Source organism: Paenibacillus sp. JGP012 (assembly GCF_014203995.1).
Classification (GTDB): domain Bacteria; phylum Bacillota; class Bacilli; order Paenibacillales; family Paenibacillaceae; genus Paenibacillus; species Paenibacillus silvae.
This window is the reverse complement of sequence record NZ_JACHKG010000004.1, coordinates 44,840-59,356: the sequence shown is the minus strand read 5'-3', so window position 1 is coordinate 59,356 and position 14,517 is coordinate 44,840. Positions and strand designations below refer to the sequence as shown.

General features: G+C 48.0%; 16 protein-coding genes. 9 read left to right on the top strand and 7 right to left on the bottom strand.

Annotated features, from left to right (window positions below):
- The first annotated feature begins 19 nt into the window (after positions 1–19).
- Positions 20–2,218: a sensor histidine kinase gene (locus HNR77_RS06830; RefSeq protein WP_260410372.1), complete on the top strand. Its 2,199-nt coding sequence runs from the start codon at positions 20–22 to the stop codon at positions 2,216–2,218.
- On the top strand, positions 2,205–2,927 hold the full coding sequence (locus HNR77_RS06825) for a response regulator transcription factor (protein WP_184182012.1): 723 nt from the start codon (positions 2,205–2,207) through the stop codon (positions 2,925–2,927). Before HNR77_RS06830 ends, HNR77_RS06825 begins: the two co-directional genes overlap by 14 nt.
- A gap of 163 nt (positions 2,928–3,090) precedes the next feature.
- Here HNR77_RS06825 and HNR77_RS06820 read toward each other — a convergent pair whose 3' ends face one another.
- The 3 genes from HNR77_RS06820 to HNR77_RS06810 all read right to left on the bottom strand — a co-directional run bounded on the left by HNR77_RS06820 (position 3,091) and on the right by HNR77_RS06810 (position 6,293).
- Entirely contained in the window at positions 3,091–4,362 is a 1,272-nt protein-coding gene (locus HNR77_RS06820) for a PTS sugar transporter subunit IIC (protein WP_184182010.1), read from the bottom strand.
- A 362-nt stretch (positions 4,363–4,724) separates the two neighbouring features.
- Positions 4,725–6,017, bottom strand: coding sequence for a hydroxylamine reductase (gene hcp / locus HNR77_RS06815; protein ID WP_111272013.1), 1,293 nt, complete (start codon positions 6,015–6,017; stop codon positions 4,725–4,727).
- 138 nt (positions 6,018–6,155) lie between these two features.
- Complete coding sequence (locus HNR77_RS06810; protein WP_184182008.1) at positions 6,156–6,293, bottom strand: hypothetical protein; 138 nt, start codon at positions 6,291–6,293, stop codon at positions 6,156–6,158.
- A gap of 246 nt (positions 6,294–6,539) precedes the next feature.
- Between HNR77_RS06810 and HNR77_RS06805 the strand changes: the two genes are divergently transcribed.
- On the top strand, positions 6,540–7,889 hold the full coding sequence (locus tag HNR77_RS06805; RefSeq protein WP_184182006.1) for an MFS transporter: 1,350 nt from the start codon (positions 6,540–6,542) through the stop codon (positions 7,887–7,889).
- Positions 7,890–7,958: 69 nt separating this feature from the next.
- On the opposite strand, the gene HNR77_RS06800 is transcribed toward HNR77_RS06805, so the two are convergent.
- Both HNR77_RS06800 and HNR77_RS06795 read right to left on the bottom strand, forming a co-directional pair.
- The gene (locus tag HNR77_RS06800) at positions 7,959–8,423 is read right to left on the bottom strand and encodes an SMI1/KNR4 family protein (protein ID WP_260410371.1); all 465 of its coding nucleotides are present in this window, start codon (positions 8,421–8,423) and stop codon (positions 7,959–7,961) included.
- A gap of 86 nt (positions 8,424–8,509) precedes the next feature.
- Entirely contained in the window at positions 8,510–9,166 is a 657-nt protein-coding gene (locus tag HNR77_RS06795; protein ID WP_184182004.1) for a DUF2625 family protein, read from the bottom strand.
- A gap of 145 nt (positions 9,167–9,311) precedes the next feature.
- On the opposite strand from HNR77_RS06795, the gene HNR77_RS30195 reads away from it, so the two are divergent.
- Positions 9,312–9,614 carry a right-handed parallel beta-helix repeat-containing protein gene (locus HNR77_RS30195; protein ID WP_260410370.1) on the top strand — a complete coding sequence of 101 codons (303 nt, stop codon included), beginning with the start codon at positions 9,312–9,314 and terminating at the stop codon, positions 9,612–9,614.
- Positions 9,615–9,634: 20 nt separating this feature from the next.
- Complete coding sequence (locus HNR77_RS30190) at positions 9,635–10,033, top strand: hypothetical protein (protein ID WP_260410369.1); 399 nt, start codon at positions 9,635–9,637, stop codon at positions 10,031–10,033.
- Positions 10,034–10,154: 121 nt separating this feature from the next.
- Here the strand turns inward: HNR77_RS30190 and HNR77_RS06785 are convergent, their stop codons facing one another.
- The gene (locus tag HNR77_RS06785; protein WP_184182388.1) at positions 10,155–10,463 is read right to left on the bottom strand and encodes a GGDEF domain-containing protein; all 309 of its coding nucleotides are present in this window, start codon (positions 10,461–10,463) and stop codon (positions 10,155–10,157) included.
- Positions 10,464–10,569: 106 nt separating this feature from the next.
- Between HNR77_RS06785 and HNR77_RS06780 the strand changes: the two genes are divergently transcribed.
- The 4 genes from HNR77_RS06780 (at position 10,570) to HNR77_RS06765 (ending at position 13,655) form a co-directional block, all read left to right on the top strand.
- Positions 10,570–11,784, top strand: a complete 1,215-nt coding sequence (locus tag HNR77_RS06780; protein WP_184182002.1) for an MFS transporter — start codon at positions 10,570–10,572, stop codon at positions 11,782–11,784.
- The gene (locus tag HNR77_RS06775) at positions 11,777–12,343 is read left to right on the top strand and encodes a TetR/AcrR family transcriptional regulator (protein WP_184182000.1); all 567 of its coding nucleotides are present in this window, start codon (positions 11,777–11,779) and stop codon (positions 12,341–12,343) included. The genes HNR77_RS06780 and HNR77_RS06775 overlap by 8 nt, the downstream gene beginning before the upstream one ends.
- Positions 12,344–12,405: 62 nt before the next feature.
- On the top strand, positions 12,406–13,053 hold the full coding sequence (locus tag HNR77_RS06770) for a hypothetical protein (RefSeq protein WP_184181998.1): 648 nt from the start codon (positions 12,406–12,408) through the stop codon (positions 13,051–13,053).
- 44 nt (positions 13,054–13,097) lie between these two features.
- Positions 13,098–13,655, top strand: coding sequence for a DUF1697 domain-containing protein (locus tag HNR77_RS06765; RefSeq protein WP_184181997.1), 558 nt, complete (start codon positions 13,098–13,100; stop codon positions 13,653–13,655).
- Positions 13,656–13,890: 235 nt separating this feature from the next.
- On the opposite strand, the gene HNR77_RS06760 is transcribed toward HNR77_RS06765, so the two are convergent.
- Positions 13,891–14,334 carry an Hsp20/alpha crystallin family protein gene (locus HNR77_RS06760; RefSeq protein ID WP_184181995.1) on the bottom strand — a complete coding sequence of 148 codons (444 nt, stop codon included), beginning with the start codon at positions 14,332–14,334 and terminating at the stop codon, positions 13,891–13,893.
- Between the last annotated feature and the right edge of the window lie 183 nt (positions 14,335–14,517).

Here is a 14,517-nt window from a genome sequence, read left to right as displayed (position 1 = left end):
TGGCCGGAGGTCACCCCTGATGAAACAAAGCAAATCGGCATATGGTCCTATCTACAAACATCCCTTTATGCTGGCTGGCCTGCTGCTGCTCCTGTTTGCTGCCATAGTCCTACTGGGACAATGGAGCAAAAATGATGGTATTTCAGCCCAGGTTCCCAAGCCTCCTCCTGCCGCCACACAGGGCATGCTGGATTGGTCCAACCTGTACACAGATCAAGCGGAAAATATCCCGCTGGATGGAGAGTGGGAATTTTACTGGCATCAGCTCCTGGAGCCCATAGATTTTCAAGCCGCTCATGCACCTGTCTCCAGTTTCGTACAGCTGCCTGCACCATGGACAAACTATTCGGTCAGCAGCGGTGAGTTTCTGCCCAGTGAAGGCTATGCAACATACCGGCTGCGCATCCTGCTCCCGCAGGAATTGAGCGAGAGAGCTCACCCTCTCGCGCTGTATCTCAAAAGCATTGCCTCCGCATACCGCATCTGGATCAATGGTCAGCTCGTTGGCGGGAATGGCAGTGTGGGAACGGATCGCATATCCGAAACCCCGAAAAGTTATCCTGAAGTTGTTTATTTTCAACCACGAACGGACTGGAACGAAATGATTATTCAAGTATCCAACTTCTCTCAGCGCAATGCAGGCATATGGCAGCACATAGAGCTGGGTACAGCCGATAACATCTCCTGGACCCGTATTCTGCATGTTTCTGCACAATCCAGTATTGTTGGCATTTTCGGCGTTATGGCACTGTATTACGCATTTGTCTTCTGGAATCGTAGAAAAGAAACCTCGGCCCTGCTGTACAGTCTGCTCTGTATGGCGGTTGGTGTGCGCACTGTAGTGCTTGGTGAATCTACTGCACTTTACCTGCTGCCCGGGCTTCCTTGGGAATGGGCGGTCAAAGCAGAATACTTATCTGTTACCATGACGGCTCTATTACTAATCTTGTTTATTAACCGGGAATACCCGGCGGAAGGCGTGCGCCAAGTCTCCGTCTTATCTGGGGTTATTCTGCCAGGATGCATGCTGCTCTTTCTAGTGACGCCTGCACATGTGTATACATATCTGTTAACGCCTTTTACATGGGGAGTTTTGTTCCCGGCTCTGCTGTACACGCTGTACATCTATATCCGATCTGCGATGAAGCGCAGAAAAGGGGCCATGACCAGCATGATTGGCTTCCTGTTTTTTATGGCTTTTGCCCTGAATGATATGCTGTTCTACACGGTCCATCTGCCCACGGAGGATATGTTGTCTGTAGGACTGCTAGTGTTCCTGTTAACCCAGGCGTACAATCTCTCATCTCGTTTCTCGCGGGCATTACATAGATCAGAGCAGCTATCATTACAGCTTCAGGAATCGAATCTGCACCTGGAGCAGATTGTCGAGGAACGAACACGGTCACTGCAACGAACAAATGCAGAGCTTCAGGAAGCCAATCAAAAAATGTCTGACTCCGAGCTGTTCCGTACCCGGCTGCTATCCAACATTTCTCACGAGTTGAGTACACCCATTACTTCGATCAAGGGCTTTGCCAAGGCACTCAGAGATGGAATTATTACAACCGATGCTCCCAAATATGTGAATCGAATCTACACCCGTTCAGTTATGCTTGAACGGATGATCCATGATCTGATTGACCTGACCAAGCTGGAGACGCATCAGGTACAATTCAGGATGCAGAACGTCTATATCATTCCTTTTATGCAAGAGCTGTTCCTTAAATATGAACCGGATGTTCAGGCACACGGCATTCAGTACGTGATGGATTTGCCTGAAGGATCAGACATGCTATCACAGGGGAATGAGGGCTGGATCGTACATTTGGACCCGGTTCGACTGGAGCAGGTGTTATCCAACCTGATTTCCAATGCACTGCGTTTTACTTCGCCTGCGGGCATCATTCAAGTGGAGCTGCGTATAACAGAAGTGCCTGGGACGGAAACGGGCTGGGTCGCATGCGTCTGTGTCAAGGATACAGGAATAGGCATCCTGCCCGAGTGGCAGGAGCGAATCTTCGAACGTTTCGAACAGGCCAGTCCACCCTCGGTTCAGGATGAACATAAAGGCTCAGGGCTCGGGCTCGCCATCTGCAAGGAAATTATGCACTATCATCAGGGAGATATAGGTGTAAGCAGCAAGCCCGGCTCGGGCAGTGAATTCTGCTGCCGATTACCTGCGTGGAAAGGAAGGTTGTCATCCCATGACAAGCCGTGAAGACATACGACATATTCTCATCGTGGAGGATGATACAGATATTGCGGAACTGGTACAGATTTACTTACATCATCAGCATTACAGCACTTCTGTAGCGCATACGTTAAAGGATGCAGCCAAGCGGTTCGAAGAGCATGCTCCTGATCTCGTGCTGTGTGATATCGTACTTCCCGATGGGCTGGGAACAGAATGGATTCATCTTCTCAGGGAAAAGACAGACCTGCCTGTTATTTTCCTGAGTAGTCGGCAGGAGGCCGAAGATATTATTCAAGGCTTGGAAATCGCAGATGACTATATTACCAAGCCGTTTGATCCAGATATAATGGTAGCTCGGGTCAAAAAGAGAATGAAGTCTTCACGAATAACTCCTTCCCATTCTGGCGATTCGAACGGAAAGGTATGGCGAGATGGATGGCTCGATATCCACTTTGATCGTTATGAGGTTTACGTGGGAGGGCACGAGTTATCCTTGCCTGCCAAAGAGCTGCAGCTTCTGTTGCTGATGGCAGGACGCCCCGGACATGTTTTCAGCACTGATCACCTGTTTGAACAAATATGGGGGCTCGACAACTGGAGTGATGTGCGTACAGTCATGGTGCATATGCATCATCTGAGACGTAAAATCGAAAATCCGCTTGACTCTCATCGTTATATTGTGACTGTACGCGGTCTTGGATATAAATTTCAGGCAAAGCAGGATCACCGATAAAAATGCGATGTGAACTGTCGCCTGCTCTCCATTGTGTGTTCATTCTTCATCATCAAAATTAACCGAAAATAAAGGCTGTTCCTTACGAGGTCATCATAATATGACCTCTTGGAACAGCCTCGATATCGTGATCGGAACAGTCAGGGCTTCATTTCATCTCCTGTTACTGCACCTTTCTTCTCATCAACATATACGCAAATACTGCGGATATCGCATAAGCGATAAATATCCCTATACAAGTTTGCAGCATATTCAGCGTTCCCTCTTCCACGTAGAACGAAAGATCCAGCAGACTGCCCGTGCCACTTAAAGCCAATGATTTGACAGACAACAGGCCGAAATACAATCCGCCGAAAGCACCGCCAAGCATAGCTCCCCCAAATGTTGCCCAGCTCCTCATATTAACGGCATACATTGCGGGCTCCGTAACGCCGAACAATGCCGCTCCGCTTGCCCAAAAAGACATTTTTCTGGACTGTGTCTGCTCACTGCGCAAACCTGCTGCGAGTGCGGCTCCCGCCTGAGCAACGAAGGCAACAAGCATGACCGGAAGCAAAGTGGTGGAACCCGTCATCATCAATTCATTTATTGCAATCGGAATTAACCAGTAATGCATACCCATGAACATTAGAATAGGTATTAGTGCTCCCAGCAGCGTTAACAAAAGCACAGGTGAGTCGCTGAGCAGCGAGTTGATGCCTTCCGATAACTGTTCACCACTCCACTCCCCAAGCGGACCAAGCACGATAAGTACAACGGGCACCATCAAACCGAGAGCCAGTGCCGGAGCAAAAATACCTTTTAGCCATTCAGGGCTAAGGCGTTCAACATGTCTTTCTACCCAGGACACGATCGCAATTGCAGCAATAACCCACAGCGATGCCGAGTAGAAAGGAGCCTGTGACACAAGCGGCACCTTCATAAAATGCACCTCTTCACCGCTCGCCATTAATTGCACCATCTGCGGGTACAGCATCATTCCGCCAATAGCACCTGCAACATACAGGTTACTGCGCAAACGATGTGCCGTGCTTATAGCAACCAGAACAGGCAGCAGATAAAAAGCACTGTCACCGATGGAGTTCCAGATCAGCCAGGTCTGACTGTTCATAAAAGAGCTTTCCTGCTCCCCAAAGGAGTCGATAACTACAATCAAACCAAGGACACATTTGAGCACCGCCGCCCCCAGAAGAACAGGCATTAACGGCCTGAAAACATCTGCAACAAAATGCAGCAGTCGTGAAGCCCTATTCGCTTTAGGTGTATTGTTCTGGAACTCCGCTTGCACCTCTTTCTCTTGGTTCATTTCGTTCTTCTCGTTCCCTTCTTCAAACTTCCTTCCTGCTTTCTGATCTTTTACTTGCTGCTGTTCTTGCGCTTGCTCCTGTTCTCTCTTTTGCTCGTCTTCCTTCTTTTCTTTCTTGTTATCTTCCATATGTACCTGCTCCTTGCGTTACGGTAAAACCGTGTTTTATGATGCATCCTAGGGCGTGTCTTGAAACCTACTGAAGTGCATCTTTTACCGCCTTTTCGCCCCCTGCTGCGTCACTTTCCCTTGACGTGCCCCGGCACGCCTGCGGAAAACTTCCTGGCTTGGAACGAAAATTCAGCAAAATCTGCCGCCTTCAGAGTTTTCAGACACGCCCTAGTTTATATAGACATATCCATGAAAAAACTTCAATAGGATTAAAACACTAATTATCCTGATTCTTCTTTATTTTCGCGCAAAAATCACCTCTGAAAAAGGCAAAGAACCTGCATCTGATGCAGGCTCTCGTTCCTGGCTTCTATTCAAATTCAAGATAAAGCCAGCATAGCGTTCATATCTTCTTCTGCTGTCGTAATCAGCTTCAAGCCGAACAGATCGACGAGCACATCCAGAACACCTTGTGAGATGAACTCGGGCGGCTTGGGCCCGATTCGGATATCCTGAATGCCAAGACTGAACAGGCCAAGCAGGATGGCAACCGCCTTTTGCTCAAACCAGGACAACACAATGCTGACAGGCAGCTCATTCACAGTGCAGCCAAATGCATCAGCCAGGGCCATTGCAATTTTCACCGTTGAACCCGAGTTGTTACATTGCCCCAGATCAATGTACCGTGGAATTCCAGTATCGCCCACCGTACCGTAATCCACATCATTGAAACGGAATTTGCCGCAGGACGTGGTGAGGATCACGGTATCGTTTGGCAGCGATGTTGCGAGCTCCCGATAATAATTGCCACCCTTGCCCGGTGCGTCACAGCCTGCAATGACAAAGAAACGGCGAATGTGTCCGTCTTTGACCGCTTGAATAATCTCTGGCGCAAGTCCGATCACCGTCTCGTGATGGTATCCTGTCGTTAACACCTGCTCGGATTGCACATTCGCCGCTGGCAAGGCCAATGCCCGCTCAATCAGAGGCGAGAAATCCTCTCCCGTAATCTTGGTTACACCTTCAAGGCCAGCTACTTCATAGGAGAAAAAGCGGTCCGCATAGGTACCTTTGATCGGCATCACACAGTTGGTTGTTGCCAGAATGGCGCCCGGAAATTCCTCGAACAGTCTGCGCTGATCGTACCAGGCTTTACCGATGTTTCCTTTGAGATGAGCATATTTCTTCAATGCGGGGTAACCGTGCGCTGGCAGCATTTCCGAATGAGTGTAGATGTTGATGCCTTTGCCTTCCGTCTGACGCAGCAGTTCCTCCAGCGCATACAAATTATGACCGGTCACCACGATACACTGCCCTTCAATCCGGTTCTGACTGACAGTGATCGGCTGCGGAATACCAAATCGTTCGGTATGCGCTCGATCCAGTACATCCATAATTCGAATGGCAGCATTGCCCACCTTCATCGCCATCTCCAGATGCTCCTGCTGATTAAAATTGGAGTTTGTGAGGGTCATATACAAGGCCTCATGTGTGATTCGATCCACCTCTGGATCGGAATAACCCAGCTGGCGTGCATGTGTGGCATACGCTGCAATGCCTTTCAGCGCAAAGATCATCGTATCCTGCAAGCTGGCAATCGTTTCATTTTTACCACATACCCCGATCACTTTACAGCCACCGCTCGGCGTCTGCTCACATTGATAACAAAACATAAATATCCCTCCATACCTGGTTTAAACGCTCTTCGTTATAAACTCAGCGTACCAGACATGGGCAGGCTCAAGTGTGATGGCGCACACAGTTTCATTTTCGAAATATGGATTTAGTTTCCAGTCGAGATGTAGGATGATTTAATTACCATTGTACAGGTTCTCGATAATTTTTTGCTGCAATCGGTTGCTCTCCCTCATCTCCATGTAATTCAGCGTCAGTAGAACCGTGATCAGGAGTAGAAAAAGAGCCACAGTAACTCGGAATTTATTGTCCATTGTACGTTATCCCCCTGTGTAAAATACATTGAATTTCGTGATCGGCTAACCAATCTTCGCTTAACGTTATTTACTCTTCCATATGGGTATATTTCCTGATTATTCCCGTCAAAAAATATGACATTATTGCCATATAAGCAATTGAAGTGTAAAATAAACTATTGCTTTGTGGCGATTTTATATGCCCGAACACAACTGAAATTCATTTTAATCATGATTACCCTATATACAGACAGGAATGGTTACGTGAAAGATAAAATTGTCATGCCGCTCTGGACCTGCTGCTTGTTTATCGTGGTGATGAATACCACCATGTTTAATGTGTCGCTGCCGGTTATTATTCGCGATCTGAAGATCACATCCGACCTGGGGTCCTGGGTCATCTCCAGTTATTCCATCGGATATGCTTTATCGACCGTGATCTACAGCCGTCTGTCCGACCGTTTTCCAATTCGCAGGCTGGTGACGGCAGGTTTACTGATTCTTGGCTGCTCATCCTTGCTGGGTTTGTTCGCACACAACTTTGCCTTGCTGCTCACAACACGTATTTTGCAATCCGCAGGTGCAGGTGTGATGGCGGGGCTCGGACTGGTCATTGCAAGCCGGTACATCCCGATTGAACGACGCGGTGCCGCACTGGCGCTTATCTCATCAGGCAGTGCAATGGCTTTTGGACTTGGCCCCATTGTGGGCGGACTGATCAGTGAGTATTGGGGCTGGAACGGGCTGTTTGCCATTACTATACTGGTGCTGCTTGCCCTGCCAGTATTGCTTTATTTTCTGCCACGAGAACCCGTCAACCGTGAAAATCCCTTCGACCTGACTGGTGCCATGCTCACCATAATCAATGCAACCACCCTGCTGGTGGCGATTACACAGCGTTCATGGATATGGCTGACGGTAGGCGTCGTTTCTCTGGGGGCACATATGCTGTATATTCGCAAGGCAAGTCTTCCTTTTGTGAATCCGCATGTCTTTCGAACACCAGGCTTCACCCGCCTTATTCTCATTGGCTTCTGTGTGCTGGTCGTTAATCTCGGCAACCTGTTTCTCATGCCGTTAGTGCTTGCTGATCTGTATCATCGTTCTGCCCTTTCAATCGGCTTGCTGATCGCTCCTGGCGCGCTCATATCCGCCTTCTGCACTCGTTATGTCGGTCGCTGGATTGATCGTTATGGCAATATGCGTTTTATGCTGATCGGACAAAGCCTGCTCGCTGCAGTGCTCCTGTTGTTCATGCTTGGACTTGACCAGTCGGCCCTGATCATCACTGGCGGTTATGTATTCTTCTCTCCAGCACTGTCGGCATCTATGGCCTCCCTGAACAACGAAGCCTCACGTATACTGCCCAAACATCAGATCGGTTCAGGCATGGGACTGCTGCAGCTGATTCAGTTCTTCGGCGGTTCGGTATCGGTTGCTGTGTGTGGAATGTTACTGCATGGCATACCCGGCGTCCCGGTAGAACAAGCCTACCATGTGGTATACGGCTGCCTGTTATTCATATGTGCCGTTTCGCTTGCACTCACCATATGGCATATCAGAGCTGCTTCCCAGGCCCGGCGAGAGGTGCATTCCGCATCATCTGCACGTTAATGTAAATGAAATATACTGCCAAAGGCTCGCATCTGTTTGCGAGCCTTTGGTCTAATGTTGATTCAAGCGTTATTCCAGCGAGTACCTGGGCTGGAGAAGCGCAGCAAATGCCCCGAAATGCGCAGCAATCGGCTGTACATTTTCCTCCATCAACTGCTGTGCTTCTTCACTCGTCTCCGCTTCACTTTCGGCGTCCTCACGCACCATGGCCATCTCATGTTCCATCAAGAGCACAGGGGGCCTCTCTTCGTTCTGACGAAAATCCAGCAAGTAATTGTTGCCGCTGCTTACACTCCACGCGATCGGAATAATCCGCTGAGGATCAGGATTAACTTCATCCACCAGCTCAGCATTATTGACAATAAACTGATTATCCAGCGCATGAAAACGAATATCCCAATCCTCCACCTCCGTACCCTGCATCAGATCAAAAGACACACCATCATGAAGATGTATAAACTCCAGATAATCTTGTGGAAAAATAATACCGTAATGCTGCTGAATGCGGGTCACCATTACATCTGCATCATTCATGTCAATCCACTCCTCCTTCGGGCCACCAGGTTGATCATTAACTTGTAACCGCTCGACCTTCCTACTCCACGGACTCCGTCTTCATGTCACTTGGCTTCCAGCACAGTTTTCCAGGCTTCAGCGATATGAATCGGCGCTTTGCTTCTGCTCTCTCCGCCGCCTTCCTTCGTCCACAGCGGGGGATAATAGGCAAACACCTGGCCAGCTCCCAGCTGCGCCGTATCCTCCCGCCAGCCTTTCCAGCGAAACGTTTCGTAAAACAGCTGCAAATCTCCCTCGGCCAGCCAGGTCATAAACTCCGAATAGGACAGGTCTGTCGCTTCCCATTCGAGTGCATCAGGAGCAAAATAATAAATCTGGCCCGTGCCTCCATACTTGCCAGCGTCTAGCGCAAAGAAGCCACCTGCCACATCGTAAGCAACAACCATCATACCCGCGAGCGCTTGTACCTCAGGCTCATCACTCAAGCCATTCCAGCGGGTCAAGCTGCCATGTCCATGTTCATCGCCGGCACCCAGCAGCGTAATCCAGCCATGATCTACCACAATGCCCTGCGTCTCATATGCCACCGCTCCCAGATAGGAGCGTGTGCTCACCTGCAGCCTGCGCAGCGCATCCTCTCCCCGTTCGGGCTGTGCAGGGACGTAGGTATATGTATTTTCTCCCTGATCGAGAAGCTCCTTGAGCTCCTGCCAGGCATGATTCTCGCGGTCAATCCATTCGTTAGCAGATAACCTGTTCATTTTTTGCAAACACCTCTCCCATGTCCATCATTTTTCTAAAGCATAACATGGCTTATTCTGCCATTCAAATCTGGGGTCTAGCAAATTACAGCCTCTCGCATCTGGTATAATTAGCTTCCAGGCCGTTATTGAAGGAGGTGTCCCTTTGTTTCGTTCTGATACGTATGATCAGGCCAGAAACGGCATCGTGCGCGGCAATACCATCTATAACATCACATCCAGCCGAAATCCATCTTACGGTCTTCCCCTTCCGAATAACAGCAATGCTGCCGGCGGCATCTATGTTGACGGCGGCAAAGATCATATCATTGACCAGAACAAGGTATATCGTAACGATATCGGCATCGAAATTGCCTCCGAGCACGCCGGACGTTCCACCCGTAACATTACCGTTCGTGACAACCTGATTTATGCCAACCGACTGACAGGTATCGCCATGGGTGGTTAGACAACAATCGAGGAGCAACGATGAACAGCACAATCATGTACAATACAATTGCTAACAATGATACGTTACATGCAGGCAACGGCCAGCTTCTGATCCAGTCTCAAACCAGAAACAACCTCTTCTTGCACAACATCGTTGCCGCTGGCTTATCCGGCGTGCTGATCTACAACGAATATACGAGCAACGAGAACAATGTGTTTGACCACAATATTTATTATGCTGAAGGTGAGGCAGAAGACGCCCTTTGGGTATGGAAAAATAAAATCTATCCTGATTGGACAGCGTACCAGCAAGGATCAGGCAATGATGCACACTCACGCTATGCAGATCCGGCGTTTGTGAACAGCTTAAAGGCAGATTATCGCCTGCGAGACAACTCCCTGGCCAAAGCCTATGGCTATCTGGCCCCCAGACCGTAACAAACTGCCTGCACAACAAACAAACGGATCAGGCACAGCCTATGCTCGGCTGTCTGCCGATCCGTTTTTCTTTGAATAATTCCGACGGCATCTGTGATTATGCTTCATCGCACGACCGATATTAACGCTGTACTAAACGGGAAGCATGAGTTACCCGATTTCGTCCGCCCGTCTTGGAAGCATACAATGCATCATCCGCCTGTTGAAACAAGGATTGCTCCGTGTCGGCTGCAGAAACCGTTGCCGCGCCAATACTCACCGTAACGTCATATTCCCCCCAATCTGCCAATGCAACATGTGACCGGTAGCGCTCTGCAATGCTGATCGCCTGCTCCTCTCCGCTATTCGCCAGAATGATAACAAACTCCTCACCACCATCTGTTGTAACCTGCTGTTCTTCAGGTGGGAGTGCAGGTAATCCCCCACGAATGAAATATTTATTTCAAATTAAAAAAAACGCCTTTACAATCTGACCATCGTCAGATAAAATCAATCCATCGTGTCGCGCGACAACATAATATTTTTGGAGGAATCTCATGCATACCCTGACATCAGACAGATCATCTCAGAAACTGTGGGGAAGATCATTTATCTTTATCATGCTGGCCAACGCACTTCTGTTTATGGCCTTTGAAATGTTGCTTCCGACCTTACCCTTATTCGTTTCCAGCCTGGGAGGCGATGCTTCGCAGATCGGGCTGGTAACCGGCATTTTTATGTTTTCCGCCATATTAGTTCGGCCTTTCACCTCCGGTCTGGCAGCGAGGATGAACAAAAAGTTTCTCCTGATTATCGGCATCGCCATCTGTGCATTAGCTACCGGCGCATACTACCTTTCGTCAGGTATAGGAATAATTCTTGTGCTACGTGTAATCCACGGATTCGGTTTTGGCTTGGCAACGACTTATTTTGCAACGATTGCTACGGAAAATATGCCGAAAAGCCGGCGTGGGGAAGGCATGGGGTATTTCGGGGTTGGAGAAACCGTCGCCATATCCATTGGTCCATTAATCGGAACCAGCCTGCTTCTTCAATACAATTATCAAAGCCTCTTCATGGGCGGGATGTGCATCTTGCTGTTAGCGCTTTTGATGACCATATTTGTGTCCAGAAAACCGCAGCAAGATTTCGACTCTGAATCTCAAATCGCTCACATTGCCTCAGTGAAACTTATTGAGAAAAAGGTACTATTTCCTTCATTGCTCATCCTGCTGGTAGGCATTGCAGCCGGTTCAATCATGTCTTTTGTCGCCTTGTTTGCTGCTGAGAGAGGTTTCAGTAATATTGCTTGGTTTTTCTTTATTGTGGCGATTGCCAGCTTTGTCGTCAGACTATTCTCAGGAACCATGTTTGATCGTCTCGGTCCAGGGTCTGTGCTGCTTCCTTCGGCGGTTTTCGCTATTGCAGGGCTTCTCGTTCTGATTCTCGCACAGAACCAGGTACATTTCCTGATTGCTGGCGCATTATACGGTTTTGGCTTTGGTGCCATCTTTCCTGCTATTCAAACCTGGTGTGTGAATCTTGTAGAAGAGCATGAGCATGAAAATGCAATGGCTTCCTTCTTTAATTTTTTTGATCTCGGGATCGGCGGCGGCTCTCTGGTTCTGGGCATGGTGGCATCTGCATTCTCTTACACGGTAGTGTATACTATCTCTATCGCTGTTTTAGTGATATACATCTTGTTATATTCGGTATATTCTCTAAAGCAGAGGCAGTACGAAGATCGTTCACTGGGGGTACACATTGAGTAAAAAACGAATTAAAGAGATCGCGATCCAACATTTTAACCGTTTCGGTTACGAAGGGACAAAGATGGCACAGATTGCCGAAGAAGCCGGTATCCGTAAACAATCGCTGGCTTATCATTATCCTTCAAAAAAAGATTTGCTGCTGGAAGTATACGAGGAAGTTGTGCAGGAGGAGCAACAGTTTGTACAGGATTTTTTGGGCTATTCCACTGCGGAAGATACGCTGGAGCAGAAATTATACGCCTTTTTGCTGGAACATAAAAACCGATTCCTTACACAGCCAAATGTCGCCTTTATGTACGTACTGTCCTTTATAGCGCCTCTGGAAGTGCATGACTTTGTATTGGCTCAATACCGAACATATCTTGGCACCTTAAAAAAAGAAGTGACCGCTTTGTTCGCCAGTCATGAGGGTATACGCCTGAGCCCGGAAGAAGCAACACTTGCTTTTGTCACTCTAATGGATGGCCTTGATATACAGCTCGTGTACGAAACAAGACAATCGTACGAGCAAGCTATGGCTATTACCTGGAATGTGTTCTGGTCGGGCATCCAGAGCTAAGGCAGTCGCCCCTCGTAACCCTAACATGAGTCATAACAAACTGATTAGGAGGAAGGCTTATTATGCAATCACTGAATGCAGCCTTAACCCGTTTTGTGGAACAACAAGATTTATATAATGAAGCCTACGGACTTTTTCAAAATCACGATCTTCGGCCTCGGGTGCTTCCGGTTCAGCCAGAAGTGGATCAGCGAATTCCCCTTTCACCAGAGCTTGCATACCTGTACTCCCACTACGAGATGGTAGATGCTAAAGCCGAAGGAACACTGAAAATGAAGAGTGCAGCTGTGGAAATTGGCGATGCGGCTCTGTTCTTTTTTGTGGCCCCTGAGCATCTGTATCGTCAACAGCTGGGGTTTCGCTGGATCGGTTTGCAGGAACCTTACGAGGAATCGGATTCCTGGCCGCCCAATCATGTTGTCATCGCCAATGTGAATGATGATCCGGTTATCGTTGACACAGAGGCACCAGATTCTCCTGTATATGCTGCATTTGAGGGTGGAGAAGCAAAAATTGTCGCTCATTCTCTGGCAGACTTTTTTAACGCTCTTGCCATCCTGATCGAAAGTGCACGTACATATGCAGGAGAAGTAAAGGACGAAGAAAGCTATGAGACGAAACCGGAATACCTTTCTGAGGTGCAGCCAAAATTAGAGGAGTTGCTTGGAGAAGAAAACACAAAACACCTTATAGAATATCTATCTTTATGACGAGTATACGTTAATCAGATAGGAATGGTCAGGAGGATATATCCATGATTTACGTCGCTTTGCTGCGAGGCATAAATGTAGGTGGCAATAACAAAATCGGGATGAAGCAGCTCAAGGAAACGTTTGAACAGGCCGGGATGCAGAAGGTCGTGACTTACATTAATTCCGGCAATATCATCTTTGCCGATGATCAGGAACGAACCGATGCCCACATGGAAATATCCAAACTTCTGGAACAGGCCATTGCTGCGGATTTCGGCTTGCAGATTAAAGTACTGCTACGGAACATGGAGGAGATGGCATCTGTCATGCAGGTGCTGCCTTCCGCTTGGACAAACGATGATCAGGCCAAAAGTGATGTTCTCTTTTTGTGGGATGAAATTGACAATGTCGATATTCTGGAGAAGCTGCCGCTTAAGCCGGGGATCGGAACGCTCATTTATACGCCTGGAGCGCTCCTGTATTCGGTCAGCCGAGATGAAGCCTCCAGAAGTGGCATGAATAAGCTGGTGGGGTCCAAAATGTATTCCTATATGACCATCAGAAATGTCAATACCACACGTAAAATCTATGATCTTATGCAGGCAGCAGCAGAAAAGTAGACGCATACTGCAACACTGGTGTTAAATTTCCTGTTAAGGAAGGGTTCCTGACGTTTAAAAATGCATGACATAGAAAACGGGCTTAACATTCTTATAGAATGCCAAGCCCTTTGCTTTCCCGTTATATTTTCGGAACGTTACCCTTCATCTACAATGTTAATGGATGCATCGTGCACCGCTCTTCTGAATCCGCTATAATTCTGGCTTTACAGCATGCTGTAGAGCTTCATTTTCATCAATCAATCTGAATGCGTCTGCGTGACTGCTCATCACCCGGACGTTTCGGAATGTCCAGCTTCAGCACACCATTTTCCAGCCGTGCCTTGATATTTTCCTCATCAATATGATCGACATAGAAGCGGCGGACAAATTCCCCTGCACGACGTTCTTGACGAATCATTCGATTATCGTCGTCCTTCTGCTCGACCAGTTCGTTGCGTTTAGCGCGAATGACGAGTTCATTGCCTTGCACCTGAATATCGATGTCTTCTTTGGCAAAGCCAGGCAATTCGGCTTCGACCAGATATTTGCCATCCTCCTCGCGAATGTCGGTACGGAATGGTTGCATACTGCTTCCAAACGAAGAGAGGAATGAAGTGTCAACCATGTCATGGAAGGATTTCAGCATCTGTCCGAACGGGTCATCATTTCTTCTGCGAAATGGAATCAGATCAAACATGAACATCATCTCCTTAAATGTGGTTGGGTTTAATTGTTGCTTACATCTATTATTGTATTCATGACGCTGCAAAGGTTCAAAGTCGATTAAAAGCGATATCAAACGTTAATCTGCCATCCTGGTTCAATACATGAAAATAGATCGTTCTTTCATTTGATTTGACTATTTTTGACCTTCTGACTT

Bases quoted from the DNA above. Each gene is read 5' to 3' on its own strand.
- HNR77_RS06765 (WP_184181997.1), top strand. From the start codon at position 13,098: ATGATTTACGTCGCTTTGCTGCGAGGCATAAATGTAGGTGGCAATAAC.
- HNR77_RS06795 (WP_184182004.1), bottom strand. From the start codon at position 9,166: ATGAACAGGTTATCTGCTAACGAATGGATTGACCGCGAGAATCATGCC.
- HNR77_RS06810 (WP_184182008.1), bottom strand. From the start codon at position 6,293: ATGGACAATAAATTCCGAGTTACTGTGGCTCTTTTTCTACTCCTGATC.
- HNR77_RS06830 (WP_260410372.1), top strand. From the start codon at position 20: ATGAAACAAAGCAAATCGGCATATGGTCCTATCTACAAACATCCCTTT.
- HNR77_RS06770 (WP_184181998.1), top strand. From the start codon at position 12,406: ATGCAATCACTGAATGCAGCCTTAACCCGTTTTGTGGAACAACAAGAT.
- HNR77_RS06800 (WP_260410371.1), bottom strand. From the start codon at position 8,423: ATGAATGATGCAGATGTAATGGTGACCCGCATTCAGCAGCATTACGGT.
- HNR77_RS06760 (WP_184181995.1), bottom strand. From the start codon at position 14,334: ATGTTTGATCTGATTCCATTTCGCAGAAGAAATGATGACCCGTTCGGA.
- HNR77_RS06820 (WP_184182010.1), bottom strand. From the start codon at position 4,362: ATGGAAGATAACAAGAAAGAAAAGAAGGAAGACGAGCAAAAGAGAGAA.
- hcp (WP_111272013.1), bottom strand. From the start codon at position 6,017: ATGTTTTGTTATCAATGTGAGCAGACGCCGAGCGGTGGCTGTAAAGTG.
- HNR77_RS06780 (WP_184182002.1), top strand. From the start codon at position 10,570: ATGCATACCCTGACATCAGACAGATCATCTCAGAAACTGTGGGGAAGA.
- HNR77_RS30190 (WP_260410369.1), top strand. From the start codon at position 9,635: ATGAACAGCACAATCATGTACAATACAATTGCTAACAATGATACGTTA.
- HNR77_RS06825 (WP_184182012.1), top strand. From the start codon at position 2,205: ATGACAAGCCGTGAAGACATACGACATATTCTCATCGTGGAGGATGAT.